Source organism: Duganella sp. Root336D2, assembly GCF_001425005.1.
In the GTDB taxonomy this organism is placed as follows: Bacteria; Pseudomonadota; Gammaproteobacteria; order Burkholderiales; family Burkholderiaceae_D; genus Rugamonas.
Genome location: NZ_LMDB01000038.1, coordinates 213,202 through 237,984, shown reverse-complemented (window position 1 = coordinate 237,984; position 24,783 = coordinate 213,202). Strand labels below are relative to the sequence as shown.

Sequence of the window (24,783 nt, the reverse complement as noted above, 5' to 3'; positions counted from 1 at the left end):
GAGGTAGTGCCTACGCCCCCGGATGGGCGATTCGGCCGCGGCCTGGTCTGGCTATTCTTTCAAGTGCGTTTTAACCACATTAAGAAAGAAAAACAGACCATGCCATCCCCTATCAGCAACCGCCGCCGCAACGTCCTGCTGGGTGCCGCCACCGCCGTCGCCGCCGCCGGCGCGTCCTTCTCCGCTTCCGCCGCGCCCGCAGCCGCCAAAGGCAGTGCTGCCGCCGGCCGCACCTCAGGCACTTTCACCACCCGCGACGGTGTGGAAATCTATTACAAGGACTGGGGCCCGCGCAACGGCCCGGTGGTGGTGTTCAGCCACGGCTGGCCGCTGAACTCCGACAGCTGGGAATCGCAGATGCTGTTCCTGGCCGACCACAGCTTCCGCACCATCGCGCACGACCGCCGCGGCCATGGCCGTTCCAGCCAGCCATGGGACGGCAACGACATGGACCACTACGCCGACGACCTGGCGCAGCTGCTGGACCTGCTGGACGTGAAAAATGCTGCGCTGTTCGGCTTCTCCACCGGCGGCGGCGAAGTGGCGCGCTACCTGTCGCGCCACGGCAGCAAGCGCATCGCCAAGGCCGGCCTGATTTCCGCCGTGCCGCCGCAGATGCTGAAAACCGCCGCCAACCCTGGCGGCCTGCCGATGGAAGTGTTCGACGGCATCCGCGCCGGTTCGCTGAAGGACCGCTCGCAGCTCTACCTGGACATCGCTTCCGGCCCGTTCTTCAACTTCAACCGCCCGGGCGCCAAACCGTCGCAAGGCATGATCAACGCCTGGTGGATGCAGGGCATGATGGCCGGCCACAAGAACACCTACGACTGCATCAAGGCGTTCTCGGAAACCGACTTCAGCGCCGACCTGAAAAAGATCGATATCCCGATGCTGGTACTGCACGGCGACGACGACCAGATCGTGCCGATCGACGCATCGGCAAAGGCGGCAGCAAAACTGCTGAAAAATGCTAAGCTGGTGGTGTATCCCGGCGCGCCGCACGGCCTGACCGACACCCACAAGGACAGGCTGAACGCCGACCTGCTGGCCTTCATCAAGGGCTAATCCATGGACCGCAAACTGACTACCGCAGCCGGCGCGCCGGTCGCGGACAACCAGAACGTGGAAACGGCCGGCCCGCGCGGGCCCATGCTGCTGCAGGACGTATGGCACCTGGAAAAGCTGGCCCACTTCCACCGCGAAGTGATTCCGGAGCGCCGCATGCACGCCAAGGGCTCGGGCGCCTTCGGCACCTTCACCGTCACGCACGACATCGCGCGCTACAGCAAGGCGGCGCTGTTCGGCGCCGTCGGCAAGAAGACCGAAGTGTTTGCGCGCTTTTCCACCGTCGCCGGCGAACGCGGTGCGGCCGACGCGGAACGCGATATCCGCGGCTTCGCGGTCAAGTTCTACACCGAGCAAGGCAACTGGGACGTGGTGGGCAACAACACGCCGGTGTTCTTCATGCGCGACCCGCTCAAGTTCCCCGACCTGAACCACGCCGTCAAGCGCGACCCGCGCAGCAACCTGCGCAGCGCCGAAAACAACTGGGACTACTGGACCCTGCTGCCGGAAGCGCTGCACCAGGTGACCATCGTGATGAGCGAGCGCGGCATCCCTGCCTCCTACCGCCACATGCACGGCTTCGGCAGCCATACCTTCAGCTTCATCAACGCCGCGGGTGAACGGCACTGGGTCAAGTTCCACTTCGCCAGCCAGCAAGGCATCGTCAACCTGAGCGACGAAGAGGCGGCAGCGCTGATCGCGAAAGACCGCGAATCCTCGCAGCGCGACCTGTATGAAGCAATCGAGCGCGGCGAATACCCGCGCTGGACGCTGAAGGTGCAGCTGATGACGGAACAGCAGGCGGCGCAGGCAGCCTTCAACCCGTTCGACCTGACCAAGGTCTGGCCGCACAAGGACTACCCGCTGCACGAGGTGGGCGTGCTGGAGTTGAACCGCAACCCGGACAACTACCACGCCGACGTCGAGCAGGCCGCCTTCACGCCGGCCAACGTGGTGCCGGGTATCGGCTTCTCGCCCGACCGCATGCTGCAATCGCGCCTGTTCGCCTACGGCGACGCGCAGCGCTACCGGCTGGGCGTGAACCACCACGCAATCCCGGTCAACACGCCGCGCTGCCCGTTCCACAGCTACCACCGCGACGGCGCCATGCGGGTCGACGGCAACCAGGGCGGCAGCATTGGCTACGAGCCGAACTCGAAAGGCGAATGGCAGCAGCAAGCCGCCTTCGCCGAGCCGCCGCTGGCGCTGGAAGGCGCCGCCGCGCGCTGGGACCACCGCGCCGACGACGACTATTACAGCCAGCCGCGCGCCCTGTTCCGCCTGATGGACCAGGAGCAGCGCCAGGCACTGTTCGACAACACCGCGCGTTCGCTGGCCGGGGTGCCGCTGCACATCCAGCAGCGCCACATTGAAAACTGCAACAAGGCCGATGAAGCCTACGGCGCGGGCGTGTCCGCCGCGCTCGACAAGCTGCGCCCACTCTGGTAACTCACTAAAAGGAAACAACATGACCGTTACTGCCAAAGCCACCGCCGGCGCCCTGCTGCTCACGCCGCAAGACCACACCCTGATCATGATCGACCACCAGTCGCAGATGGCCTTCGCCACGCACTCGATCGACGCCGTGCAGCTGCGTAACAACGCCGCCCTGGTGGCGCATGCCGCGGCCGGCTTCAAGGTTTCGACCATCGTCACCACCGTGGCCGAGAAGAGCTTCTCCGGCCCGGTATTCGACGAGATCAAGGATGCCTTCCCCGGCGCGGAAATCACCGACCGCACCTCGATGAACACCTGGGAAGACGAGCACGTGATCCGGCGCGTCAACGCCATCGGCAAAAAGCGCATCGTGCTGGCCGGCCTGTGGACCGGCGTCTGCATCGTCGGCCCGGCACTATCGGCGCTGGACCAGGGCTTCGAGGTGTACGTGATTTCCGACGCCTGCGGCGACGTCTCGGCCGAAGCGCACGAACGCGCCATGGAGCGCATGGTGCAGGCCGGCGCCCGTCCGATGACTTCGCTGCAGTACCTGCTGGAACTGCAGCGCGACTGGGCCCGTACCGACACCTATGAACTGACCACCGGCATCGCCAAGAAATTCGGCGGCGCCTACGGCCTGGGCATCATCTACGCGCAGACCATGTTCCACGCCAAGGAAGGCCAGTGAAGATTTATCTTCTCTCGCTGGGTGCCGGCCTGCTGGCCGGCATCCTGTACGGCGTGCTGAACGTGCGCTCGCCGGCGCCGCCCGTGGTGGCGCTGGTGGGACTGCTCGGCATCCTGCTGGGAGAACAGGTGCCGCCGCTGGTTCGCCAGTGGCTGGCACCGAAGCAACAGCAGGTATCCTGGCTGCATGGACAGGTCAAGCCGCATTGTTTCGGCCAACTGCCATGCGCCGGCAAGAAGGAGGACACGCAATGACTGCTGCACCGGAGCTGATACTCCATAACGGCCGCTTTACGACGCTGGACAAGAGCCAGCCCGAGGCCGATGCGGTCGCCGTCAGCGGCGGCCGTTTTTCCCATGTAGGCGCGGCGCGCGCGATCCTGCCGCTGGCCGGTGCGCAGACCCGCGTCATCGACCTGCAAGGCCGGCGCGTGCTGCCCGGCCTGATCGACAACCACCTGCACCTGATCCGCGGCGGCCTGAACTTCAATATGGAGTTGCGCTGGGACGGCGTACGCTCGCTGGCCGACGCCATGGCCATGCTGCGCGCCCAGGTGGCAAACACCCCGGCGCCGCAATGGGTGCGCGTGGTGGGCGGCTTCACCGAACACCAGTTCGTGGAAAAGCGCCTGCCGAGCATCGAGGAGTTGAATGCCGCGGCACCCGATACGCCGGTCTTCATCCTGCACCTGTACGACCGCGCCCTGCTGAATGGCGCCGCGCTGCGCGCCGTGGGCTACAACCGTGATACGCCGGAGCCGCCGGGCGGCCAGATGCTGCGCGATAGCGCCGGCAATCCGACCGGGCTGCTGCTGGCCAAGCCGAATGCATCCATCCTGTACGCCACGCTGGCCAAGGGGCCCAAACTGCCGCCGGAATACCAGCTCAACTCGACGCGCCACTTCATGCGCGAGCTGAACCGCCTGGGCGTGACCGGCGCGCTGGACGCGGGCGGCGGCAACCAGAACTACCCCGAGGACTACCAGGTGATCCAGCAACTGGCCGATGCCGGCGAGCTGACCATCCGCCTGGCCTACAACCTGTTCACGCAAAAGCCCAAACAGGAAAAGGACGACTTCCTGCACTGGGCGGCCAGCAGCAAGTACCAGCAGGGCGACGACTATTTCCGCCACAACGGCGCCGGCGAAATGCTGACTTTCTCGGCCGCCGACTTCGAAGACTTCCGCCAGCCGCGCCCGGACATGCCGGCCAATATGGAAGACGACCTGGAAGGCGTGATCCGCATCCTGGTGCAGAACCGCTGGCCGTGGCGCATGCACGCCACCTATGACGAGACCATCTCGCGCGCACTGGACGTGTTCGAGAAGGTCAACCGCGACATGCCGCTCGATGGCCTGCACTGGTTCTTCGACCATGCGGAAACCATCTCGCCGCAGTCGATCGACCGCATCGCGGCCCTGGGCGGCGGCGTGGCGGTGCAGCACCGCATGGCGTACCAGGGCGAGTACTTCGTCGAGCGCTACGGCGCGGCAGCGGCCGAGGCGACGCCGCCGGTGAAGTACATGCTGGAATCGGGCGTCAAGGTATCGGCCGGTACGGATGCCACACGCGTGGCGTCCTACAACCCGTGGGTCTCGCTGTCCTGGCTGAGCACCGGGCGCACGGTGGGCGGCATGCGGCTTTACCCGCAGCGCAACCTGCTGGAGCGTGAAGCGGCGCTGCGCATGTGGACCGAAAACGTCACCTGGTTCTCCAACGAGGAAGGCAAGAAGGGACGCATCGCGGCCGGCCAGCTGGCCGACCTGATGGTGCCGGACCGCGACTTCCTGCGCTGCCCGGAGGACGAGATTGCCGATACCACCTCGCTGCTGACCGTGGTCGGCGGCAAGGTGGTGTACGGCGCCGGGCCATTTGCCGCGTTTGATCCGCCCATGCCGCCCGCCATGCCGGACTGGTCGCCAGTGCGCCAGTATGGCGGCTATGGCGCCTGGGGCACGCTGCCGGGCGCCGCGGCGCGCGCGGCGCAGGGCGGCACTGCCGGGCATGCGCGCACGGCTGCCATGGCAGCGGCGGCGGCTTGCGCCTGCTCCAGCCAGTGCGGCATGCACGGCCACCAGCACGCCACGGCGTGGACCCGTTCCCTGCCGATCGCCGACCTGAAGTCGTTCTGGGGCGCGCTGGGCTGCTCCTGCTGGGCGGTGTGACGTGGCGCGCCCGCTACGCGTCCTGCACTGGCTGGCCCTGCTCCTGCTATGCGCGGCCTACCTGCAGGGCGGTTTGAACAAGCTGCTGGACTTCGGCGGCGCGGTCGGCGAAATGCAGCACTTCGGCCTGCAGCCGGCGGCGCCGCTGGCGCTGCTGGTGATCGGCGGCGAGCTGGGGGCGGCGGCCATGGTCCTGAGCGGGCGCCTGCGCTGGCTCGGCGCAGCCTGGCTGGCCCTGTTCACGGTGGCGGCCAGCTTGATCGCCAACCGCTACTGGGAGATGGCGGGCATGCAGCGCTTCATGGCCGCCAACAGCTTTTACGAGCACCTGGGCCTGGCCGGCGGCTTCCTGCTGGTGGCCTGGCATGACCTGGCGGCCAAGTCAGGCAAGGGGGGGCCATGGCACGCGGAACGACCCTGAGTTTCCTGGGCGGCTATGTCGATACCCTGGGCTTCGTGGCCCTGCACGGGCTGTTTACGGCCCACGTGACGGGCAACTTCGTGCTGCTCGGGAGGGAGCTGGTGGCGCCGGGCAATGACGTGCTGCTCAAGCTGCTCGCCTTCCCCGCCTTCGTGGCCGGCATCGTCGCGGTGCGCGCCCTGGTGCGCCGGCGCCAGCGCGGCGGCGCCAACGCCCTGCGCCCGGCCCACGTGCTGCAGGCGGCGCTGCTGCTGGCGGCGGCCGCCGCGGCGCGCTGGGACATGGCGGCCGGCCTGCTGTGCGCCGCCGCCATGGGCGCGCAGAACGGCTACGGCAAGCTGCTGCTGGCGAAGCTGCCGGCCAGCACCGTCATGACGGGCAACGTCACGCAGCTGGTGATCGACTGCCTGGACCGCGCCGGCGGCGAGCAGCGCCCGGCGCTGGCGGCGCTGGGCGGCGGCGTGCTGGCGTTTGCGGCGGGCTGCGTGACGGGTGCGCTGGCTTCGCGCTGGGGCATGGGGGTCGGCCTGCTGCCGGCCATCGCACTGCTGCTGGCGATGGCGCTGCTGTCAAAGAGCGATAATGCCGCGCTTTAGGGCAATGGTGACGGCGTGCGTGCGGTCGTTGGCATCGAGCTTGGCCAGGATGCTGCGCATATGCGCCTTCACCGTTTCTTCGGAAATCGCCAGCAGGACGGCGATGCGCTTGTTGGCGTTGCCGGCCGCCGCGCATTGCAGCACTTCGACTTCACGCTCGCTGAGCAGGGAGGCGCCGAGGTGGCTGGCCAGCTGCTGCGCGATTTCCGGCGAGATGTAGCGCTGGCCGCCGTGCACGGCGCGGATCATGCCCACCAGCTCCTTGCGCAGGCTGCTTTTCAGCAGGAAGCCGCTGGCGCCGGCCTGCAGCGCGCGCCGCACCTGGGCGTCGCCGCCGAAGGTGGTCAGCATCACGATGCGCGCCGCCGGAAACCGGGCGCGGATCGCCTGCAGCGCCTCCAGGCCGCACATGCCGGGCATGGCCAGGTCCATGATGGCCAGGTCGGGGCGCACCGAGGCCCAGGCGGCAATCGCCTGCTGGCCGTCGCCGGCTTCGGCCACAACCTGCATGTCGGGCTGGCCGGCAATGGCATCGGCCAGGCCGGCGCGCAGCATGGGATGGTCGTCCACCAGCAGCACCCGGATTGGCGCGGCGGTGTCTGGAATGGTCTGGGTGTTCAAGGAAAAGCTCCGCGCAGGACTGCAACGGAGCACTATAGCAATGCCAGGCGCTGCTGGCAATTTGCCGGGCGTAGCGTACGCCCGGCAAGCATGGCCGCTTACTTCTTCTTGGCCTTGGTTTTCGACGACGGGGTCTGCGACTGCGCAGCGACCGGCTGCTGCGACGCCGCCGTGGTGCCGCCCTGCACGCCCAGCGCGCCGCCGGTGCCCAGGCCGCCCGCTACTTCCTGCTGCTTGTAGTTGCGCACTGCGCGCACCACGTTGTTGTACGAATCCATGAAGGCCGCCACCAGGATCTTGCCTTCCGGGGTGTTGGTGTAGCCGCCGGCACCGGCTGCCGCGCCGCCGCCGAACATGGCGCCGAACATGCCGAAATCGGTGTTCTTGGCGCTGCCTTCGGCTGCCGCCAGCTGCACGCCGGAGCGGTTGTCGATCATCAGCAGCATGGTCGACGCTTCATTGGTCTTCATATTGCCGGCCACCATGCCGGCCACGCTGCCGATCAGGCCCAGGCCGCCCAGTGCGCCGCCGACGCCGGAGGTGCCTTTCTGGCTGAAGGTGATGGTCGGGCTCATGGTGTAGTCGGCCGCCGCGATCTGGCCTTTGCCGTAGTTGCTGTTGGCGCGCATTTCACCGGACTTTTCCAGCGCGCGCTCGCCCATCATATGGTCCATGGCCGCGCCGCGTTCCACCACCACGAAGCAGTTCGACTGCTGGATCATCATGCGCAGCACCGGGGTGGTGGAGCCCAGCTTGTACTGGCTCAGTTGCTGGAACCACGGCATGCTGCGGTCTTCCACCACCGACAGGGTGCCCAGCGGACGGTCGCATTTCTCCAGCTGGGTGCTGGCGTTGGCGGCGGTGGCGCCGCCGGCGCTGCCGGTGGCCACGGTACTGCCGCCGCCGAGGGTTGGTTGGGTGCCGGCACAACCGGCCAGCGCCATGGCCGCCACGGCCGCGAACAGTTTGGTCTTCATACGGAGATCCCCTAATTATTGAATGAAACGGCCGATTTTATAAGAAAGGCATATCAAAAATTCTATCAAATAGTCACACACGCGCTACGCCGGCGGCGGTGACACGGGGCGCCATAGGGCGTACTATCAAGGTTCCTTAGAGCAAGGAAGCAAGCGCATGGCTGCCCCCGACCAGATCACCCACTGGCGCGAAAAAATCTTTGCCCGCCTGGTCCAGGTCGTGCTGGTACTGGGCCTGGCCACGGCCATCCCCAGCATCGCGCAGTCGCTGCGCGAAGGCTTGTGGGGCGTGGTGGTGGTGGACCTGGTCGCGCTGTCCTGGCTGGCGGCCCTGTGGCGGCTGCAGGAGGTGGTGTCCTACCCGCTGCGCGCCATGCAATTCCTGCTGATCACCTTTGCAGTCGGCGTGGCGCTGATGCTGCAGGTGGGCCCGGTGGCGCACACCTACCTGCTGGCCGTGCCCTGCCTGGCCGCGCTGCTGGTGGGGCTGAAGCCGGCCGTCTGGCTGCTGCTGGCCGGCGCCGTGGCCATCGTGCTGACCGGCTTTGCGCCGGCGCCCGATCCGGCAGTCATGGGCCTGGCCGACGACCACGCCGTGCGCGCCGCCATCGTGGCCCTGAATTACCTGTTTATCGCCGGCATCCTGACCATGAGCTGCGGCGTGCTGCTGCGCCACCTGGCACGCTCGCTGGCCGAGGGCGAGCAGCTGGCCTTCTACGATCCGCTGACCGGGCTGCCGAACCGGCGCCTGCTGCTGGACCGGCTGGCCGGCCTGCTGGCCAGTTCCGAACGCCAGCACGTGTTCAGCGCAGTGATGTTTGTCGACCTCGACCGCTTCAAGACCATCAACGATGCGCGCGGCCATGCCACCGGCGACCACCTGCTGCGCCTGGCCGCCCAGCGCCTGGAAGAGGTGGTGCGCAAAAGCGACACCGTGGCGCGCATCGGCGGCGATGAATTCGTGGTGCTGCTGGCGCACCTGGCGCCGGACCTGGCGGCGGCCAGCAGCGCCGCGCAGGGCGTGGCGGAAAAGATCCGCGCCGCGCTGGCGCAGGAATTCGAGATCGCCGGCCAGGGCTACGGCTGTTCGGCCAGCATCGGCGTCACGCTGCTGCCCAAGCACGGCCAGCAGGCCGACGACCTGCTGCGCGAAGCCGATACGGCGATGTACCGCGCCAAGGGCGCCGGGCGCAACGGCATTGCCTTCTTCGAAGCGGCCATGCAGTCCGAGCTCGAACGGCGCCTGACGCTGGAGCGCGAACTGGGCCAGGCCATCGAGCAGGAGCGGCTGCACGTGGTGTACCAGCCGCAGTTCGATTGCCTGGGACGGCTGCACGGCGCCGAATTGCTGATGCGCTGGGAGCGCGACGACGGCAGCATGGTGGCGCCGGCCATCTTCGTCCCGCTGGCGGAAGAAGCGGGGCTGATCGGGCCGCTCGGCTTATGGGCGCTGAAGCAGGCCTGCCTGGCGCAGCAGCGCATGGCGGTGCTGGGACTGTCGCTGCCGCTGTCGGTCAACGTCAGCCCGCAGCAATTCCGCCAGCCCGACTTCGTGCAGCAGGTGCGCACAATCTTGCAGGAGCAGGGCATGGAGCCGGCGCTGCTGATCCTGGAAGTGACGGAAGGGCTGCTGGTGGACCGGATGGATGAAATCGTGGCGCGCATGAACCAGCTGGCCGACCTCGGGGTGCGCTTTTCGATCGATGATTTCGGCACCGGCTATTCCAGCCTGGCGTACCTGAAACGCATGCCGCTGTATGAGCTGAAGATCGACCGCAGCTTCATCATGGACATGCCGGACGACGCCAGCGACGTGGTGATCGTGCAGACCATCCTGGCCATGGCCGGCCAGATGGGCTTGCGGGTGGTGGCCGAAGGGGTGGAGACGCAGGCCCAGGCCGACTTCCTGGCGGCCCACGGTTGCCATGCTCTGCAAGGCTACCTGCTGGGCCGCCCGGCGCCGCTGCCGGCGCTGCTCGACCTGCTGACGGCGCAGGCCGCGCTCTCCACCAAAGTGCAGGTTTAGTTCAGCTTCACGGTCAAGGCTTTGCGGATCGCCAGGCAGCGCTGGTCTTCCTGGTGCGCCACCAGCAGCGCACGGCGGGTGCCGGCGCTCAGGCCCGGGTTGGCCTGCGCGCTGTCGGCCAGGCGCTGCACGCTGGCAGCGGTGCAGGTGGCCGGGATCATGGCGCCGGCATAATCGCGCATGAAGACCGGGCCAGCCGACTTGTCCAGCTGGGCCAACTGCGCCAGGCGGGCTGCCGCGCTTTGCTCATTGAGCGCCACTTGCGAAGACGGATACAGCGCGTGCATCGCGGTGCGGATGCGCGAGAACGGCAGCTTGCTCTGGGTGTCGCCGATCTTCGCCAGCCATTCCTGCTTCACCTTCGCGTCCGGACGCGCAGCCTGCGCCGCCACCGCAGCCAGTTCGCCGCTGTCGGACTTGTCCTTGGCCTGCTCGGCCGCGATGCGCGCTTCGGCGCCCGGATAATCCTTGCGGTTCAGGACCGCGATCATGTCCCAGCGCACGTCCTGGCTCAGGGTCAGGCCAGCCAGCTTTTCGCGGCCATCGAGCATGGCTGCGATGCGCTGCAGCGATTCCTGGCTGCCGGCGGTGCCGAGGTAGGCGCTGAACCAGCGGCGCTGGAAGTCGCCCTTGCTGGCCCTGGACTGCGCCCAGGCCATCTTTTCCAGGCGGCCCACCACGGTGCGGGTGTAGGCGCCGTCGCTCGACATGGTGCGCAGGTAGCGGATCGACTGGCCCATCTTGCCCAGTACATCGCCCAGCAGCACGTAGTCTTTTTCCAGCGGCGCGTTGAGCAGCACCGTGTCGAGGAATTCGTTGAGCGGCAGCGCGCCGTCGCGCACGTTGTCCCACATGCTGTGCCAGAGCATGGTGCGCAGCAGCTTGTCGTCCACCTTGCTGACGTCCTGGCGCGCGGTGGCGAAGGAGCGCGTATCGAGCTTGGCTTTCACGAAGCCCCAGTCCTGGTAGTTCGGGTAGACCAGGTCAGGGCAGGCGGCGCCTTTCAGTTCCGCCACCTCGGTGCTGGCGCCCTTGTAGGTCACCGGCAGCACCCTGGAGATCGTCAGCTGCTTGCCCGTCTTCTGCATCAGGGCCAGCTGCACGCGCTGCTCGCGCAGGGTCGGGAATTGCGCCACGGCCGTCTGCTGCAGCCTGAAGGCGTCGACCTTGCCGGCCTTGCAGCTGTAGCTGGCGGTGATGGTGTTCACGCCCGGCTGGTACAGCCAGTCCTGGGTCCACTGCCCCAGGTCGCGCCCGGCCGCTTCGGCCTGGCTGCCGATGAAGTCATCCAGCCTGGCGTTCTTCCACTGGTATTTGACCAGGTAGTTGTGCACGCCCTTGCGGAAGGTTTCCTCGCCCAGCAGGTGGCGCAGCTGCTTCAGGGTGGAGGCGCCTTTGGAATAGGTGATGGCGTCGATATTGTCGAAGGCGTTGGCGGTCGAGGGCACCGGGGTTTCGATCGGGTGCGTGGTGACGCGCTGGTCCATCACGTACGCGGCCGATTTGCCCTGGGCGTAGAAATACTGCCAGGCCGAGTCCTTGAATTCGGTGGCTTCGGCGGTGGCCAGGGTGCCCATGAAGGAGGCAAAGCTCTCGTTCAGCCACAGGCCGTTCCACCACTGCATGGTGACCAGGTCGCCGAACCACTGGTGCGCCATTTCGTGCATGATCACGCTGGCCAGCTCGTGCTTCTCGGCGCTGGACATCTTGTCCTTGTGCAGGAAGGAGTGTTCGGCAAAGGTCACGGCGCCGGCGTTTTCCATCGCGCCGTACAGGAAGTCCGGCACCAGCAGCTGGTCGTATTTGCCGTACTGGTAAGGGATGCCGAAATAGTCGTCGAACCAGGCCAGGCCCTGCCTGGTGTATTCGAACCATGGCGCCGGGTCGACCTGGTCGGCCACCGACTGGCGCGCTAACAGGCGCATCGGGTACTTGGCGCTGGTGGCGTCCTCCCACACCTTGTAAGGTCCGGCGTGCAGCGAGAAATTGTACGGGCTGAGGATCTTCGAGACCGGGAAGGTCCAGCGCCTGGTGTCGGGCGAACTGGCGACGTCTTCCACCTTGGATTCGCGCGCGGTGGACACCACGGTCCAGTCGGCAGGTGCGCTCACATTGACCTGGTAGGTCGCCTTCAGGTCAGGCTGGTCGAACAGCGCGAACATCTGGTGCGCGGCGGCCGGCTCGAAGTGCGAGTAGGTATACACGCGGCCGTCGACCGGGTCGACCATGCGGTGCAGACCCTCGCCGTTGGTGCTGTGCTTGCGCTCGAATTCCACGGTCACGCTGTTGCGCCCGGCCTTCAGGTCGGCGGCGGCCAGCGTGATGAACCAGTTGTTGTACTGCGGCGCGGCGACCGGCTTGCCGTTCACCACCAGGCGCTTGATGCTGGCCTTGTCCAGGTCCAGCGTCAGCGGCTGCGCGTTGTCCTGCAGGTCGAAATTGACGGTGGTGGTGTTGCTGAAGGTCTCCTGGCCGGTCAGCGTGAAGTCGAGGACATAGGCGACATTCGACACGCGCGCGGAGCGGGCGGCGGCATCGACCTGGCTCAGGTAAGGGTTTTCGGCGCGCGGGGTGACGGCGCTGTTGTCGGCCGCGATGCCGCTGGTGGCGACAAGTGCACTGACTGCCAGTGTAATGGCGTGAGGAACTAGCGATTTCATGGTTATCCTTAGACATGTCTCGCCCCGGACCGACCCCGGTCTGGCGGCGCAGGGATGATACCATTGGGCGATGGACATCAAACTCGAGACCCCCAACCAGCCCGAAGTCGTGGCCCTGATCGACCTGCTGGACGCCTACCAGCTATCGCTGTATCCACCGGAGAGCGTATATGCGCTCGACATGAATTCCCTGCTGCAGCCCAATGTGCTGTTCGCGGTGGCGCGCAATATCGATGGCGCGGCGGTGGGCTGCGGCGCCATCGTGGTGACGCCGGAATACGGGGAAGTCAAGCGCATGTTCGTGCAACCTTCAGCGCGCGGCCAGGGCGTGGCACAGCGCCTGCTCGGCATGCTGGAGACGGAAGCGCTGGCGCGCGGCTGCCGCCAGTTCATGCTGGAGACCGGGCCGTCGCAGCCGGAAGCGATCGGTTTGTACGAACGCCTGGGCTACCGGGTACGCGGACCGTATGGCGATTACCGCGACGATCCTTTGAGTGTATTCATGGAAAAGGCGGCATGAGCGACGCGCTGCACGACCTGCGCGAGCGCACCCGCGCTTTTGCCGCCGCGCGCGACTGGGAGCAGTACCACACGCCGAAAAACCTGGCGATGGCGCTGTCGGTGGAGGTGGCCGAACTGGCCGAGCATTTCCAGTGGCTGCCGACCGGCCGCGCCGGCGAGCTGGCGCAGGGCCAGCAGGAAGCGATCCGCCAGGAGCTGGCCGACGTGCTGCTTTACCTGGTGCAGATCGCCGACAAGCTCGATGTCGACCTGCACGCGGCGGCGCTGGAAAAAATCCAGCTCAACGCGATCAAGTACCCGCCGCGGAATAAGTAAGCCTGGCAGGGCTAAGCGTTTTCCAGCAGGTTGGCGACGAAGGTGCTGTACTCGCCGCGCATCGGCAGCTCCAGGTCCGTCACGATTGCGCGGCGCTGCGACACGACCGGTACATTGTCCTTGGGGTTGAAGCCCGCCTTCTCTTCGACGCCCCAGTAGAGGCCCACGCCGCGCTTCTGCCAGTTCGGCAGTTCATTGAAGTTGATGCCGCGGCTGAAAAGCAGCTCGTTCTTGCCGGCCAGCGATTTGCCGGCGATCGTTGCGGCTGCACTGTTGGGGTCTACGCCTTCCTTGCGCAGCATCCAGTAGCAGTGCGCATTCAGGGCGTTGCGGTGGGCGTCCTCATTACGCCAGCGGAAATAGTCGACCACCAGCCGCTTCGTCGGCAGTTCCGAAATCCGGCAATCGAAGGCGCCCAACTGCCCCAGCATCAGGCTGAATTTGGCGGAGGCTTCGCCGGCCAGGATGGAGTTGTACTTGCGGGTCTTGCGGCCGAATACATTGATATCCGGGTCGAACAGCAGGGAGATTTCATCGCTCTCGGTGTAGCCGTACATGACTTTGAATCCGCAATTCATCAGGTGCCTGGTGGTTTCGATCATCAAGTCGCGAAAGCGCACGTCGAACGGCGCTTCGAAACCGGCAAGCTCCTTGGTCAGCCGCGTAAAACTCCGGCCGTCGATGCGGGCGACCATATAAATGCCGGGCAGGACGCACTGGTCATGCGCGGTTTCGTACACGCGCATGGATTCGTCGAGTTCATCAAACTTCACTATTCCATTCCTTTACGACGCGTTGGCCGCCTATCCAGTCAACGTAAAACAACTCATCAAAGCCCTCGTCCGGGCTGGGGATTTCCAGCCGCTTGTGGGTGCTGAAGATGCCGGCCCGGGGGATGCATTCGGCTCCCTGGCGCTGGTCGTTCCATTCGAGCGACCGCTCCAGATCACTCTTGAAGTAGTAGCACTTGATGCGGTAGCCCTGCTCCTTCAGCAGCGCGATATAGCGCGCCCTCACCTCTTTGCTGGCATTGGTGTTGTCGATAACCAGCGGCATACCCGTGTCAAAGCACAGCGCGAACATCAGCTTTTCCCGGTTCTTCGTTTTCAGCAGGTCGTTGCTGATGCGGAGGTGGGAATTGAAGAATCGCTCTTTGTAGAACGTCGACTTTCCGGAGGCCTGGATGCCGACAAACAGGATTGCTTCCATCAGAGTCCGAGCGCTTTCCTGACCTGGGCGTTGACGATTGCCCAGGCTTTCGAGTCGGCCGAGACTTCGTCGTAGTGGCTGCCGCCGGGCAGTACCAGGACCTCGGCGCTGTCGCCGGCTGCACGCGCGCGGCGGGCGTAGTTTTCGCCGGTGACGGTGGGCGAGATGTCGTCATGCTCGCCGTGGATCAGCACCGTACGCACGCCGGCCGGCAGCATTTCGGCCGGCGAGGTGTCGGCAAAAACGTCGGGGCGCCGGGCGCTTGGCGTGCCGGCGATTTGCGCCGTCTCGCGGTCGCAGGTGCGGCGGATCAGGGCTGCTTCGTTGCGCAGGTCGGCCAGGCCGCCAAGGCTGATCACGGTGCCGATCTTCAAAGGCTGTGGCGCCCAGGCGGGACTCCATTCGGGCAGCTTGTGGCGCGCAACGGCCCACTGCGCAAGATGGCCGCCGGCGGAGTGGCCGACCGCGACAACGCGGCCCAGGTCGAGGGCGCTGGACTTGGCCTCGTGCTTCAGCAAGTCCACTGCGGTGGCGACGTCCTGGTACATGCCGGGATAGCCGCCGCCCTCCTCGTCGTAACGGCGGTATTCCACGTTCCACACAGCGATGCCCTGCCTGGCCAGCGCGCCGGCCATATTGCGCATTTGTTCGATACCGCCAAAGTGCACGGTCCAGCAGCCGCCGTGCACCAGCACGACCACCGGGTGCGGGCCGGGGCCGGCGGGCTTGAACAGTTCGACAAACTGGCTGGGCGCCGTGCCGTACATGATCCGCTTGTCGGGCGCAGGGCCCTTCAGCGCAAGGTAGTCCTGCAAGTCCATTGGCTTGGTGACGACGGTGTCGGCCGGCGCGGCGGAGGCGCCAACGGCAGCAGCGCCGGCGGCGGCGCACAGGGAATGGCGGATCAGTTTGTGCATGGCTTTCTCGGTGAGGTCCGGAACAGCCAGCAGCATAGCGTGGGGATGGCTAATCCGGCAACAAGCGGTGCTGGGGCCGCCAGCCTGGGCGCGGCTTTCGGTTTCCCTTGCGGGCCTGTCGCGGACTACTACTGAAAACTACTGAAAGAACTACTGAAACTACTGAAATCTACTGGTTTTTCCCGTGATAGCGCTATAAACGGAAAAATTTCAGTAGCTTTCAGTAGCAGGTGCGGAGGGGGCGAAAAGGCCGGGCGGTTTGCCCGGCCCCAGGGTGCCGGCGCGGATCAGCGCTTCGGCTTGGCTACCGGCTTCTTCGGCGGGGTGTGCTTCCCGGACATTGCCGGCATGCTGTCGGCCAGCGACATTTTCAGCTGCTTGCCGCCGACCCACACTTTGCGCAGGTGCTTGAAGATGTCGTCCGGCATACCGTCCGGCATCTCGACGAAGGCGTGGTCGTCCAGGATCTCGATGCGGCCGATGAAGCGTGATTCGAGGCCGCTCTCGTTGGCGATAGCGCCAACCAGGTTGCCGGCATTGACGCCGTCGCCCGAACCCACTTCCACGCGGTAGGCGCGCATCGGCATCGGGGCAGCACCGCCGTCGCCTGCTTCGGCCTTGTCCTTCTTCTTGCGCTTCGGCGCTTCTTCTTCGAACATCGGTTCGTCGTCATCGTCGCGCGAAGACAGCGGCGGCGCGGCGCGCTCCGGGCGCTCGGTACGTTCGGCACGTTCAGGACGTTCAGCACGTTCAGGCTTGGCTGCGCGCGGCGCTTTGGCGGCTGGCGCCGGCGGCGGCGTTTCGCCGTCGCGATGCAGGCGCAGCGGCTGCCCGGCTACGCGCAGCGCCTGCAAGGTTTCGATGTCGCCCGGCTGCAGGTCGGCCGGCATATCCAGCAGGGAGTAGTCGTCGTAAATCTCGATACGGCCGATGAACTTGGAATCGATGCCGCCCTCGTTGGCGATGGCACCGACGATATTGCCCGGCTTGACGCCGTGCTGGTAGCCCACTTCCACCCGGTAGGTGGCCTTGCCCGGCTCCGGCTCACGTTCGATGCGTTCTTTCTTCGCACGCGGCTCGCGCGGCTCACGTGGCTCGCGTGGCTCACGCGGTTCGCGCGCTTCGCGGCCCGGGCCTTCCTGGCGCGGCGCGCCGTCTTCATGCCAGCCTTTTTCGCGCGATTTATCCAGCAGCAGCGGCTTGCCGCCGCTGGCCATCAGCGCCAGCGCCGCGGCGATTTCAACTGCCGGGACATTGTGCTCAGCCTCGTACTCGCTCACCAGCGTTTCATAGAAGGACAGGCCCTCCTGCGCCAGGGCGTCGGAGATCTGGTCCTTGAAACGCTGCACGCGCACGTCGTTGACGGCCTGGATGGTTGGCAGCGTCATTGGCGTTACCGCCTGGCGCGTGGTGCGCTCGATCAGTTTCAGCAGGTTGCGCTCGCGCGGGGTGATGAACAGGATCGCGTCGCCGCTGCGGCCGGCGCGGCCGGTACGGCCGATGCGGTGGGTGTAGCTCTCAGGGTCGTACGGCACGTCGTAGTTGACCACGTGGCTGATGCGCTCCACGTCCAGCCCGCGCGCCGCCACGTCGGTGGCCACCAGGATGTCGATCTTGCCGTCTTTCAGCTGGCCGATCATGCGTTCGCGCGCCGCCTGCTGCATGTCGCCGTTGATGGCGCCGGCCGAGAAGCCGCGCGCCTGCAGGCGCTCCGCCAGTTCTTCGGTACCGATCTTGGTGCGTGAGAAGATGATCATGCCGTCGAACGGCTCCGCTTCCAGGATGCGGGTCAGCGCGTCCAGCTTGTGCATGCCCGACACCAGCCAGTAGCGCTGGCGGATATTGGTGTTGGTGGTGGTCTTGGCCGCCACCATCACTTCAGCCGGGTCGTTCAGGTAAGTGGTGGCGATGCGCTTGACCTGGGCCGGCATGGTGGCCGAGAACAAGGCGGTCTGGCGCGATTCAGGGGTTTCCCGCAGGATGCGCTCGACGTCCTCGATAAAGCCCATGCGCAGCATTTCGTCCGCTTCGTCCAGCACCAGGGTTTTCAGCTTCGACAGGTCGAGCGAGCCCTTCTCCAGGTGGTCGATGACGCGGCCCGGGGTGCCGACCACCACGTGCACGCCGCGGCGCAGCGCCTGCAGCTGAGGGCCGTAGGATTGGCCGCCGTAGATCGGCAGCACATGGAATTTCGGGATGTGGGCGGCGTAGCGCTGGAAGGCCTCCGCCACCTGGATCGCCAGTTCGCGCGTCGGCGCCAGCACCAGCGCCTGGGGCGACGCCTGCTTGATGTCGATGCGCGACAGGATCGGCAGCGCAAAAGCGGCGGTCTTGCCGGTGCCGGTTTGCGCGGTGCCCAGCACGTCGCGGTTTTCCAGCAGGTGGGGGATGGTGGAAGCCTGGATCGGAGACGGGGTCTCGTAGCCTACTTCTTTCAGCGCCTTCAAAATGGGGGCGCTGAGGTTCAAATCGGTAAACATGGTGTCAGACATGGCGGCACTCGTGAGGTTATTGTTGTATCGCCTGATGCGACGGAAAGCGCTATTTTACCCTTTTAACCCGGTAGATCCGGGTCAGGTGTGCGGCTTGACATCATCCTTCAACGCATTTAACGCCATTTTCTCGATCAATCCCGGCGCCAGCAGCTTGAGCCAGCGTCCCAGCTTGCCCTTGGCCGTCATCACCACCTCGCGCCTGCGCCCAGCCATGCCGCCGATGATCAGCTGCGCACATTCGGCCACCGGCATCGCCGCATCTTCGCGCAGGCTGCTCTTGCCCAGCTCCCCGCCGGCAGCGTTGTAACCCCGATAACGGATCTGGGTATCCACCACGCCCGGATAAGCCGTGGTCACGCTCACGCCATACGGCTTCAGCTCCGCCCGCAGCGCCTCAAAGAACCCGGCCATGGCGAACTTGGTCGCGCCGTAAGCCGTGCGCCCCGGCACCCCGACCAGTCCCGCCAGCGACGACACGGCCACGATCCGCCCCTGCGACGCCTTCAGGTAAGGCAGCGCCGCATGGGTGCACCAGATGGCGCCCCACAGGTTCACTTTCATCAGGTCTTCGTACCAGCCCAGGTCCGTCACTTCTTCAAACAGTGCGTGCGCCGAGCGCCCGGCGTTGTTGACCAGGGCATCGATACGGCCGAAACGCTCCACCGCCGCCGCCACCAGTTGCCGGCACTGCTCCTGCTGCGCCACGTCGGTGGCCACCACCAGCGTAGCCGCGCCGGCGGCGCCGCACTCGGCAGCCACCGCCTGCAAAGCCGCCTCGCTGCGCGCCGCCAGCACCAGCGCCACATCCTTGCCGCGTGCCCTGGCCAGCTGGCGTGCCACTTCTGCTCCGATGCCGTCGGATGCGCCGGTGATGATAATGACTTCCATGTATCTCCTTTGTTTCGCCGCCGGGAATGCGTTTCATTATGGGGTAAGATCGGCGCCATGAAAACCAAGTACTGCATCCCTGCCAGCCTGCTGCTGGCGGCCGCTTCTGCCGCAGCGCAGCAAGCGCCCACCGTCAAGGAAGCGCCGCTGCGCGCCCACCTGTCCTTCCTGGCCGACGACCTGCTCGAGGGCCGCGGCACCGGCCAGCGCGGCGGCGACCTCGCCGTGCGCTACCTGGAGACCCAGGCCGCAGCCATCGGCCTGAGCCCCTTGGCGGACGGCAGCTACCGCCAGCCGGTGAAATTCCAGGGCACCCGCCTGCAGCCCGGCAGCTCGATCAGATTTTTCGCCGGCCCCAGCACCCTGCTGCCGCGCCTGGGCGAGGATGTCCTGATCGGCACCGGCAGCGGCCGCGCCGAAGTGCTGTTCGACGCGCCGCTGGTGTTCGTCGGCTACGGCGCCGTCGCGCCGGAAGAAAACTGGAACGATTACAAGGACGCCGACGTCACGGGCAAGATCCTGGTCATGATGGTCAACGACCCGCAGCCTACCGCCGAAGAGCCGAAGCGCTTTGCCGGCAAAGGCTACACCTATTACGGCCGCTGGATGTACAAGTACGAGGAAGCGGCGCGGCGCGGCGCCGCCGGCGCGCTGCTGATCCACACCACGCCCTCGGCCGCCTACGGCTGGAACGTGCCCGCCACCAGCTTCTCGCTGGAGCGCTTCCACGCGCCCGGCGGCGGCAACCTGGTCGAAGGCTGGCTGTCCGAAGACTATGCGCGCACCCTGTTCAGGGAAGCCGGCTTCGACCTCGACACCCTGCGCGCCGCCGCCGAACGGCGCGACTTCCGCCCGGTGCTCCTGAATATCAGCGCCCACAGCGAGATCCGCTCCAGCGTGCGCCAGGTCGAGCAGTTCAATGTGGTCGGCATCGTGCCCGGCAGCGACTCCAAGCTGAAGGACGAAGCGGTGGTGTATTCCGCGCACTGGGACCACCTGGGCAAGGCCGACGGCCCGGCCGACGGCGCCGACCGCATTTACAACGGCGCCATCGACAACGGTTCCGGCGCCGCCGCCCTGCTGGCGATGGCTGCCGCCGCCGTGCAGCAGCCGGCCAAACGCTCGCAGGTCTTCCTGTGGCCGGCCGCCGAGGAAGTCGGCATGCACGGCGCCCAGGCCTATGTCGCCGCGCCGGCCTTCCCGCTGAAGCGCACGCTGGCCGACCTGAACCTCGATTCGATGAATTTTGCCGGGCGCACGCGCGACATCGGCGTGGCCGGCGCCGAGCGCAGCACCCTGTACCGCAGCGCCGCCAAGGTGGCCCGCCAAATGGGCCTGAAGCTGGCGCCGCCGATTGCCGACCTGTCGGGCGCCTACTTCCGCGCCGACCATTTCCAGTTCGCCAGGGCCGGCGTGCCGGCGTTCAACGTCGGTTCCGCCGTGTTCTCCGGCGACGGCCACTTCGAGTTCGAGCATGGGCACGATGCCTCGGCCGCCAGCATCGTCGCCTTCAAGGGCGACTACCACAGCGTCAAGGACGAATACCACGCCAGCTGGGACCTGGCGGGCATGGTGCAGCAGGCCCAGTTCACCCTGAACCTGGGCTATGAAGTGGCCAACGGCAAGGCCATGCCGGCCTGGAACAAGGGCGATCCGTTCAGCTTTGTGAAGCGCTAGCGGCGGCTTCGTCCTGCAGCAGCAGGGCCAGGAAGCCTTCGGCCGGCAGCGGCCGGCCGAAGAAGTAGCCCTGCATATGGCGGCAGCCATGGCGGCGCAGGAAGTCCAGCTGCTCCTGCGTCTCCACCCCTTCCGAAATCACTTCCAGCCCCAGGTTGTCGGCCAGCGCGATGATGGTGGTGACGATGGCGGCATCGTCCGGATCGACCGTCAGGTCGCGCACGAAAGTCTGGTCGATCTTCAGCACGTCGATCTCGAAGCGCTTCAGGTGCGCCAGCGAGGAGTAGCCGGTGCCGAAATCGTCGATCGCCAGCTTCACGCCCAGCTTCTTCAGTTCGTGCATGACGGCGGTGGCATGCGCCACGTCGTTCATCACCGCGCTTTCGGTCAATTCCAGCTCCAGGCAATGCGGCGCCAGGCCGGTATCGGCCAGCACTTCCGCCACCCCTTGCACGAAGTCCGGCTCGGCCAGCTGGCGCGCCGAGACGTTGACCGCGATGCGCAGCGTGCGCCGCCCGTCCTTCTGCCAGTCGCGCAGCTGGCGGCAGGCGGTGCGCAGCACCCAGTGGCCCACGGCCAGGATCTGGCCGGTTTCCTCGGCCAGCGGAATGAAGCGGTTGGGCGCCACCATGCCCATCTCCGGGTGGCGCCAGCGGATCAGCGCTTCCATGCCCATGATGCGCCCCGTGCTGCTGTCGACCTGCGGCTGGTAGTGCAGCTCGAACTCGCGCCGCTCCAGCGCCGTGCGCAGCGCGCTCTCGATGCGCAGCCGTTCGCCCAGGCGCTCGTTCATGGCCGCGGTGTAGAACTGGTACTGGTTGCCGCCCATTTCCTTGGCGCGGAACATGGCCATGTCGGCCCGTTCGGCCAGCACGCCCGGCTCCCTGCTGTCGGTCGGGAACACGGCAATGCCGGCGCTGGCGGTCAGGAACAGCTGCGTGCCCTCGAGTAGCAGCGGCGCCGCCAGGCTGTCCAGCACGCGCTGCAGCTGTTCGGCGCGCGGCGCAGCACCACCCCGTTCCGGCAGCAGCAGCAGGGCGAATTCGTCGCCGCCCAGGCGCGCCACCGTATCGACCGGCCGCACGGCCGCCTGCAAGCGTGCCGCCACGATCTGCAGCAGGCGGTCGCCGCCCTTGTGGCCCAGGCGGCTGTTGGTGAACTTGAAGCGGTCGAGGTCGATCGACACCAGCCACAGCTCGTGCCCCTTGCGCCCCGAGTGCTGGATGGTCTGCGCCAGCCGGTCCTGCAGCAGCACGCGGTTGGGCAGGCCGGTCAGCGCGTCGTGGGTCGACTGGTGTTCCAGCTCCGATTCATAGGCCTTGATGGCCGTGATGTCGTGCTGGATCGAGATGAAGTTGACCACCGCGCCGTGCTCGTCGCGCACCGGCGACAGGTACACGTCGTTCCAGTACTGGCTGCCGTCCTTGCGGTAGCAGCGCAGCACCGCGTGGCCGTCGCGCTGCTCGCGGATGGCCGCCCGCAGCTCGTCGATGCCGGGCTGGTCGAGGTCCTGGCCGAACAGCATGCGCGGGCTGCTGCCCAGCGTTTCGGCCGCGCGGTAGCCGGTGATGCGTTCATAGGCCGGGTTGACGTAGACGATCGGGTTGTGCGCTTCGGCCGCGGTGATCATCACCGCGTTGGTGCTGGACTCGATGGCGCGCTGGCGCAGCAGCAAGGCCTGGTTGGCCGCCTTCAGTTCCGCCGTGCGCATGGCCACGCGCTGCTGGATCAGCAGCTTGCGGCGCTTGAGCGAATCGATGAAGGCCGAGCCGAGCACGGTGGTCAGCACCCCCAGCACCAGCGTAAACAGCGAGGCCAGGTGCTCGCTGGCCAGCACGCGCGGGCTGGGCGTGGCTACCAGCAGCCAGCGCGAGCCCGCCACGTCCAGCGCCTGCTGCAGCGGCGCCGTGCGCGCCGGATACAGCCAGGACGGCAGCGCCAGGCCGCCGCTGCGCGGCGCCGGCGGCGCGCTGTACACCAGGCTGGCTGGATCGATGCCGGCACTGGCATACACCTGCAGCTCGGGCGCGCCGGCGTCCGCCCCGGCGCTGGCAAAAATCTTGCCGATCATTTCCCCCGGCTGCAAGGTAATGGCGGTCTCGCCCACCACGCGCCCGCCGCTGTACAGCGGCTTGACCACCACCACGCCCAGGCGCGAACGGCCGCCGGCGCGCTGCACCAGCTGCACCAGCGGCCCGGCCGCCGGCTCGCCGCTGGCATAGGCGCGCTGGCGGGCCGGGTCGTCGCGTTCGGCCAACAGGGTGTTCAGGCCGAGCGCGCCCTCGTTGCCGGCCAGCGGCTCGATGTAGTCGATCACCCGGTAGCGCGGGCGCTCGGCTGCCGGCTGCGCCCGTCCCTGCCGCAGCTCGCGCACGGCGGCGCCCGGCTGCACTGCCTGCAGCGCCGCCTCGAACGCCGGCCGCTCGGCGTGTTCGATGAAGCGCAGGTAGCTGGTGCCCAGCACATAAGGGTGGCGCGCCAGCAGCGGCGTGACGAAACGGTGGAATTCCTCGCGGCTGGCGGTGGGGCGCGCGACCAGCAGCTGGTTGACGGCATGCAGGCTGGCCAGGGCGCCGCCGATGCCTTCGCGCAGCACGAAGGCGCGCGCCTGCACCCGCTGCTCGAACGCAAGCTGGGCGCGCTGCGCCTCGAGCCGGCTGACGCCGGCAAACAGGGCGCCGGTCAGGCCGAAGCCGCACAGCAGCGCCAGCGCCGCCGTGCGGGTGCGGAAAGGTTGCCGCGGTGCTGCGTTGATCGGATCGTCCATCGTGCCCCTGCCTTCGCTGTGCGAGCTTACCATTTTCGCACGGCCGGACATTTAATGCTATAGGGCAACATTTTCCGCCCGGCTCGCGCGCGCCGGGCGCCACGGCAGCACCCTATACTGGACTGCCCACACCAAGGAGGCGACCATGGACCACACCTGGATCGTCGTGGCTGACAGCAGCCACGCCCGCATCTTCCAACTGCGCGACGGCCAGCTGCCGGCCGAGGAAATCGAAGACCTGGCCAACCCGCTGGGACGCGCCGACAACCGCCAGCTGGCATCCGACGGCCACGGCCAGTATTTCGGCCCCGACGGCCATGGCCACACCGCGCCGCGGGTGGAAGAACCGGTACAGCACGAAGTGCGCCAGTTCGCGCGCGAGATCGGCCACCGGCTCGACACCGCCGCCGCGCAACACCGCTACCAGCACCTGGCGCTGGTGGCTGCGCCGCGTTTCCTGGGCTTGCTGCGCGACAGCCTGGACAAGCAGACCCGCAAGCTGGTCACGGCCGAAATGGCGAAGAACGTCAGCGCCTTCGCGCGCCAGGACCTGGACGCCTGCCTGCAGGCGCTGGCGCGGCCGCAGCAAGGCGGCTGAGGCGATGGACCTGAGCACCCAGTGGAGCACGGTCGATGGCCCGGACGGCGCCTTCGACGCCTTCCTGGCCCTGCCGCGCGGCGGCCGCGGCCCGGCCCTGCTCTTGCTGCAGGAAATCTTCGGCGTCAACGCCCATATCCGCGCGGTCGCCGAGCAGTACGCCGCCGACGGCTACGTGGTGCTGGCGCCCGACCTGTTCTGGCGCCAGGGCCGGCGCCTCGCGTTCGGCTATGACGAGGCGGACTGGGGCCGCGCCGCCCAGTGCATGCAGCGCGCCGACGTGGCGCAGGCGCAGGCCGACATCGGCGCCGCCGCCGCCGCCCTGCGCGCCACGCCCGGCGCCGAAGGCAGGCTGGCCGCGCTGGGCTTTTGCTGGGGCGGCCGCATGGCTTACCTGGCCTTGGCCAACGGCCACGCCGAGCATGCGGTGGCCTATTACGGCGGCGGCATCCAGCACTGCCTGGAGCGCGCCGACGACATACGCGCCCCGCTGCTGCTGCATTTCGGCGCGCGCGACGCCCACATCGCACCCGCCGCAGTGCGCGCCATTGCCGAACGTTTCGAGGCGCGCGAGGAAGTGGAAATCCACCTCTATCCGGATGCCGAACACGGCTTCAACTGCAACCACCGCAGCAGCTACCACCAGCGCAGCGCAGCCGAAGCGCACGGCCACACGCTGCTGTTCTTGAGTGAAAACCAGTAAGTGCGTTCCCGCACAGATGGCGCGGTGGGGCAGTCCT

22 protein-coding genes are annotated in these 24,783 nt (G+C 67.0%); 13 read left to right on the top strand and 9 right to left on the bottom strand.

Annotated elements, in window-relative coordinates; all coding sequences use genetic code 11:
- Window positions 1-99: 99 nt before the first annotated feature.
- From ASD07_RS27475 to ASD07_RS27445, 7 genes are read left to right on the top strand one after another with little or no spacing between them, the layout of a single operon-like run.
- Window positions 100-1,065, top strand: coding sequence for an alpha/beta fold hydrolase (locus ASD07_RS27475; RefSeq protein ID WP_055938206.1), 966 nt, complete (start codon window positions 100-102; stop codon window positions 1,063-1,065).
- Window positions 1,066-1,068: 3 nt separating this feature from the next.
- Window positions 1,069-2,514, top strand: a complete 1,446-nt coding sequence (locus ASD07_RS27470; RefSeq protein WP_055938204.1) for a catalase — start codon at window positions 1,069-1,071, stop codon at window positions 2,512-2,514.
- Between the two features lie 19 nt (window positions 2,515-2,533).
- Window positions 2,534-3,190, top strand: a complete 657-nt coding sequence (locus ASD07_RS27465; RefSeq protein WP_055938201.1) for a hydrolase — start codon at window positions 2,534-2,536, stop codon at window positions 3,188-3,190.
- Window positions 3,187-3,444 (top strand): DUF1427 family protein, encoded by a 258-nt coding sequence (locus ASD07_RS27460; RefSeq protein WP_055938197.1) that lies wholly within the window; start codon window positions 3,187-3,189, stop codon window positions 3,442-3,444. Before ASD07_RS27465 ends, ASD07_RS27460 begins: the two co-directional genes overlap by 4 nt.
- Window positions 3,441-5,354, top strand: a complete 1,914-nt coding sequence (locus ASD07_RS27455; protein WP_229207307.1) for an amidohydrolase — start codon at window positions 3,441-3,443, stop codon at window positions 5,352-5,354. Before ASD07_RS27460 ends, ASD07_RS27455 begins: the two co-directional genes overlap by 4 nt.
- A 1-nt stretch (window position 5,355) precedes the next feature.
- Window positions 5,356-5,775, top strand: a complete 420-nt coding sequence (locus tag ASD07_RS27450) for a DoxX family protein (RefSeq protein ID WP_055938191.1) — start codon at window positions 5,356-5,358, stop codon at window positions 5,773-5,775.
- On the top strand, window positions 5,754-6,371 hold the full coding sequence (locus ASD07_RS27445; RefSeq protein WP_055938188.1) for a YoaK family protein: 618 nt from the start codon (window positions 5,754-5,756) through the stop codon (window positions 6,369-6,371). The genes ASD07_RS27450 and ASD07_RS27445 overlap by 22 nt, the downstream gene beginning before the upstream one ends.
- Here ASD07_RS27445 and ASD07_RS27440 read toward each other — a convergent pair.
- Together ASD07_RS27440 and ASD07_RS27435 are read right to left on the bottom strand one after the other, a co-directional pair.
- Window positions 6,345-6,977, bottom strand: coding sequence for a response regulator transcription factor (locus tag ASD07_RS27440; protein WP_082507609.1), 633 nt, complete (start codon window positions 6,975-6,977; stop codon window positions 6,345-6,347). The two genes, ASD07_RS27445 and ASD07_RS27440, sit on opposite strands and share 27 nt — an antisense overlap.
- 113 nt (window positions 6,978-7,090) lie before the next feature.
- Window positions 7,091-7,969: a CsgG/HfaB family protein gene (locus tag ASD07_RS27435; protein ID WP_055938185.1), complete on the bottom strand. Its 879-nt coding sequence runs from the start codon at window positions 7,967-7,969 to the stop codon at window positions 7,091-7,093.
- Window positions 7,970-8,126: 157 nt separating this feature from the next.
- On the opposite strand from ASD07_RS27435, the gene ASD07_RS27430 reads away from it, so the two are divergent.
- Window positions 8,127-9,995: a bifunctional diguanylate cyclase/phosphodiesterase gene (locus ASD07_RS27430; RefSeq protein WP_055938182.1), complete on the top strand. Its 1,869-nt coding sequence runs from the start codon at window positions 8,127-8,129 to the stop codon at window positions 9,993-9,995.
- On the opposite strand, the gene pepN is transcribed toward ASD07_RS27430, so the two are convergent.
- Window positions 9,992-12,655, bottom strand: coding sequence for an aminopeptidase N (gene pepN / locus ASD07_RS27425; protein ID WP_055938179.1), 2,664 nt, complete (start codon window positions 12,653-12,655; stop codon window positions 9,992-9,994). The two genes, ASD07_RS27430 and pepN, sit on opposite strands and share 4 nt — an antisense overlap.
- A 70-nt stretch (window positions 12,656-12,725) precedes the next feature.
- Here pepN and ASD07_RS27420 point away from each other — a divergent pair, with 70 nt between their 5' ends.
- Together ASD07_RS27420 and ASD07_RS27415 are read left to right on the top strand one after the other, a co-directional pair.
- Entirely contained in the window at window positions 12,726-13,175 is a 450-nt protein-coding gene (locus ASD07_RS27420; RefSeq protein ID WP_055938176.1) for a GNAT family N-acetyltransferase, read from the top strand.
- On the top strand, window positions 13,172-13,492 hold the full coding sequence (locus ASD07_RS27415; RefSeq protein WP_055938174.1) for a nucleotide pyrophosphohydrolase: 321 nt from the start codon (window positions 13,172-13,174) through the stop codon (window positions 13,490-13,492). Before ASD07_RS27420 ends, ASD07_RS27415 begins: the two co-directional genes overlap by 4 nt.
- An 11-nt stretch (window positions 13,493-13,503) precedes the next feature.
- Here ASD07_RS27415 and ASD07_RS27410 read toward each other — a convergent pair whose 3' ends face one another.
- The 5 genes from ASD07_RS27410 to ASD07_RS27390 form a co-directional block, all read right to left on the bottom strand.
- A complete protein-coding gene (locus ASD07_RS27410) occupies window positions 13,504-14,265 on the bottom strand; it encodes a tRNA(His) guanylyltransferase Thg1 family protein (protein ID WP_055938170.1) in 762 nt (253 codons plus the stop codon).
- Window positions 14,255-14,701, bottom strand: a complete 447-nt coding sequence (locus ASD07_RS27405) for an ATP-binding protein (RefSeq protein ID WP_055938168.1) — start codon at window positions 14,699-14,701, stop codon at window positions 14,255-14,257. The genes ASD07_RS27410 and ASD07_RS27405 overlap by 11 nt, the downstream gene beginning before the upstream one ends.
- Window positions 14,701-15,618 (bottom strand): S9 family peptidase, encoded by a 918-nt coding sequence (locus tag ASD07_RS27400; protein WP_082507608.1) that lies wholly within the window; start codon window positions 15,616-15,618, stop codon window positions 14,701-14,703. The genes ASD07_RS27405 and ASD07_RS27400 overlap by 1 nt, the downstream gene beginning before the upstream one ends.
- A gap of 287 nt (window positions 15,619-15,905) precedes the next feature.
- Window positions 15,906-18,110, bottom strand: a complete 2,205-nt coding sequence (locus ASD07_RS27395; RefSeq protein ID WP_055938165.1) for a DEAD/DEAH box helicase — start codon at window positions 18,108-18,110, stop codon at window positions 15,906-15,908.
- Between the two features lie 81 nt (window positions 18,111-18,191).
- A complete protein-coding gene (locus ASD07_RS27390) occupies window positions 18,192-19,001 on the bottom strand; it encodes an SDR family oxidoreductase (RefSeq protein WP_055938162.1) in 810 nt (269 codons plus the stop codon).
- Between the two features lie 57 nt (window positions 19,002-19,058).
- Between ASD07_RS27390 and ASD07_RS27385 the strand changes: the two genes are divergently transcribed.
- The gene (locus ASD07_RS27385; RefSeq protein WP_055938159.1) at window positions 19,059-20,678 is read left to right on the top strand and encodes a M28 family peptidase; all 1,620 of its coding nucleotides are present in this window, start codon (window positions 19,059-19,061) and stop codon (window positions 20,676-20,678) included.
- Here the strand turns inward: ASD07_RS27385 and ASD07_RS27380 are convergent.
- Window positions 20,659-23,445, bottom strand: coding sequence for an EAL domain-containing protein (locus tag ASD07_RS27380; protein ID WP_162246604.1), 2,787 nt, complete (start codon window positions 23,443-23,445; stop codon window positions 20,659-20,661). The two genes, ASD07_RS27385 and ASD07_RS27380, sit on opposite strands and share 20 nt — an antisense overlap.
- Window positions 23,446-23,590: 145 nt before the next feature.
- On the opposite strand from ASD07_RS27380, the gene ASD07_RS27375 reads away from it, so the two are divergent.
- Together ASD07_RS27375 and ASD07_RS27370 are read left to right on the top strand one after the other, a co-directional pair.
- Window positions 23,591-24,043, top strand: a complete 453-nt coding sequence (locus ASD07_RS27375) for a host attachment protein (protein WP_055938152.1) — start codon at window positions 23,591-23,593, stop codon at window positions 24,041-24,043.
- A gap of 10 nt (window positions 24,044-24,053) precedes the next feature.
- On the top strand, window positions 24,054-24,746 hold the full coding sequence (locus ASD07_RS27370; protein ID WP_373922106.1) for a dienelactone hydrolase family protein: 693 nt from the start codon (window positions 24,054-24,056) through the stop codon (window positions 24,744-24,746).
- The last annotated feature ends 37 nt before the right edge of the window (window positions 24,747-24,783 follow it).

Bases quoted from the DNA above. Each gene is read 5' to 3' on its own strand.
- ASD07_RS27475 (WP_055938206.1), top strand. From the start codon at position 100: ATGCCATCCCCTATCAGCAACCGCCGCCGCAACGTCCTGCTGGGTGCC.
- ASD07_RS27470 (WP_055938204.1), top strand. From the start codon at position 1,069: ATGGACCGCAAACTGACTACCGCAGCCGGCGCGCCGGTCGCGGACAAC.
- ASD07_RS27465 (WP_055938201.1), top strand. From the start codon at position 2,534: ATGACCGTTACTGCCAAAGCCACCGCCGGCGCCCTGCTGCTCACGCCG.
- ASD07_RS27455 (WP_229207307.1), top strand. From the start codon at position 3,441: ATGACTGCTGCACCGGAGCTGATACTCCATAACGGCCGCTTTACGACG.
- ASD07_RS27445 (WP_055938188.1), top strand. From the start codon at position 5,754: ATGGCACGCGGAACGACCCTGAGTTTCCTGGGCGGCTATGTCGATACC.
- ASD07_RS27435 (WP_055938185.1), bottom strand. From the start codon at position 7,969: ATGAAGACCAAACTGTTCGCGGCCGTGGCGGCCATGGCGCTGGCCGGT.
- ASD07_RS27430 (WP_055938182.1), top strand. From the start codon at position 8,127: ATGGCTGCCCCCGACCAGATCACCCACTGGCGCGAAAAAATCTTTGCC.
- pepN (WP_055938179.1), bottom strand. From the start codon at position 12,655: ATGAAATCGCTAGTTCCTCACGCCATTACACTGGCAGTCAGTGCACTT.
- ASD07_RS27420 (WP_055938176.1), top strand. From the start codon at position 12,726: ATGGACATCAAACTCGAGACCCCCAACCAGCCCGAAGTCGTGGCCCTG.
- ASD07_RS27415 (WP_055938174.1), top strand. From the start codon at position 13,172: ATGAGCGACGCGCTGCACGACCTGCGCGAGCGCACCCGCGCTTTTGCC.
- ASD07_RS27405 (WP_055938168.1), bottom strand. From the start codon at position 14,701: ATGGAAGCAATCCTGTTTGTCGGCATCCAGGCCTCCGGAAAGTCGACG.
- ASD07_RS27400 (WP_082507608.1), bottom strand. From the start codon at position 15,618: ATGCACAAACTGATCCGCCATTCCCTGTGCGCCGCCGCCGGCGCTGCT.
- ASD07_RS27395 (WP_055938165.1), bottom strand. From the start codon at position 18,110: ATGTCTGACACCATGTTTACCGATTTGAACCTCAGCGCCCCCATTTTG.
- ASD07_RS27390 (WP_055938162.1), bottom strand. From the start codon at position 19,001: ATGGAAGTCATTATCATCACCGGCGCATCCGACGGCATCGGAGCAGAA.
- ASD07_RS27385 (WP_055938159.1), top strand. From the start codon at position 19,059: ATGAAAACCAAGTACTGCATCCCTGCCAGCCTGCTGCTGGCGGCCGCT.
- ASD07_RS27380 (WP_162246604.1), bottom strand. From the start codon at position 23,445: ATGGACGATCCGATCAACGCAGCACCGCGGCAACCTTTCCGCACCCGC.
- ASD07_RS27375 (WP_055938152.1), top strand. From the start codon at position 23,591: ATGGACCACACCTGGATCGTCGTGGCTGACAGCAGCCACGCCCGCATC.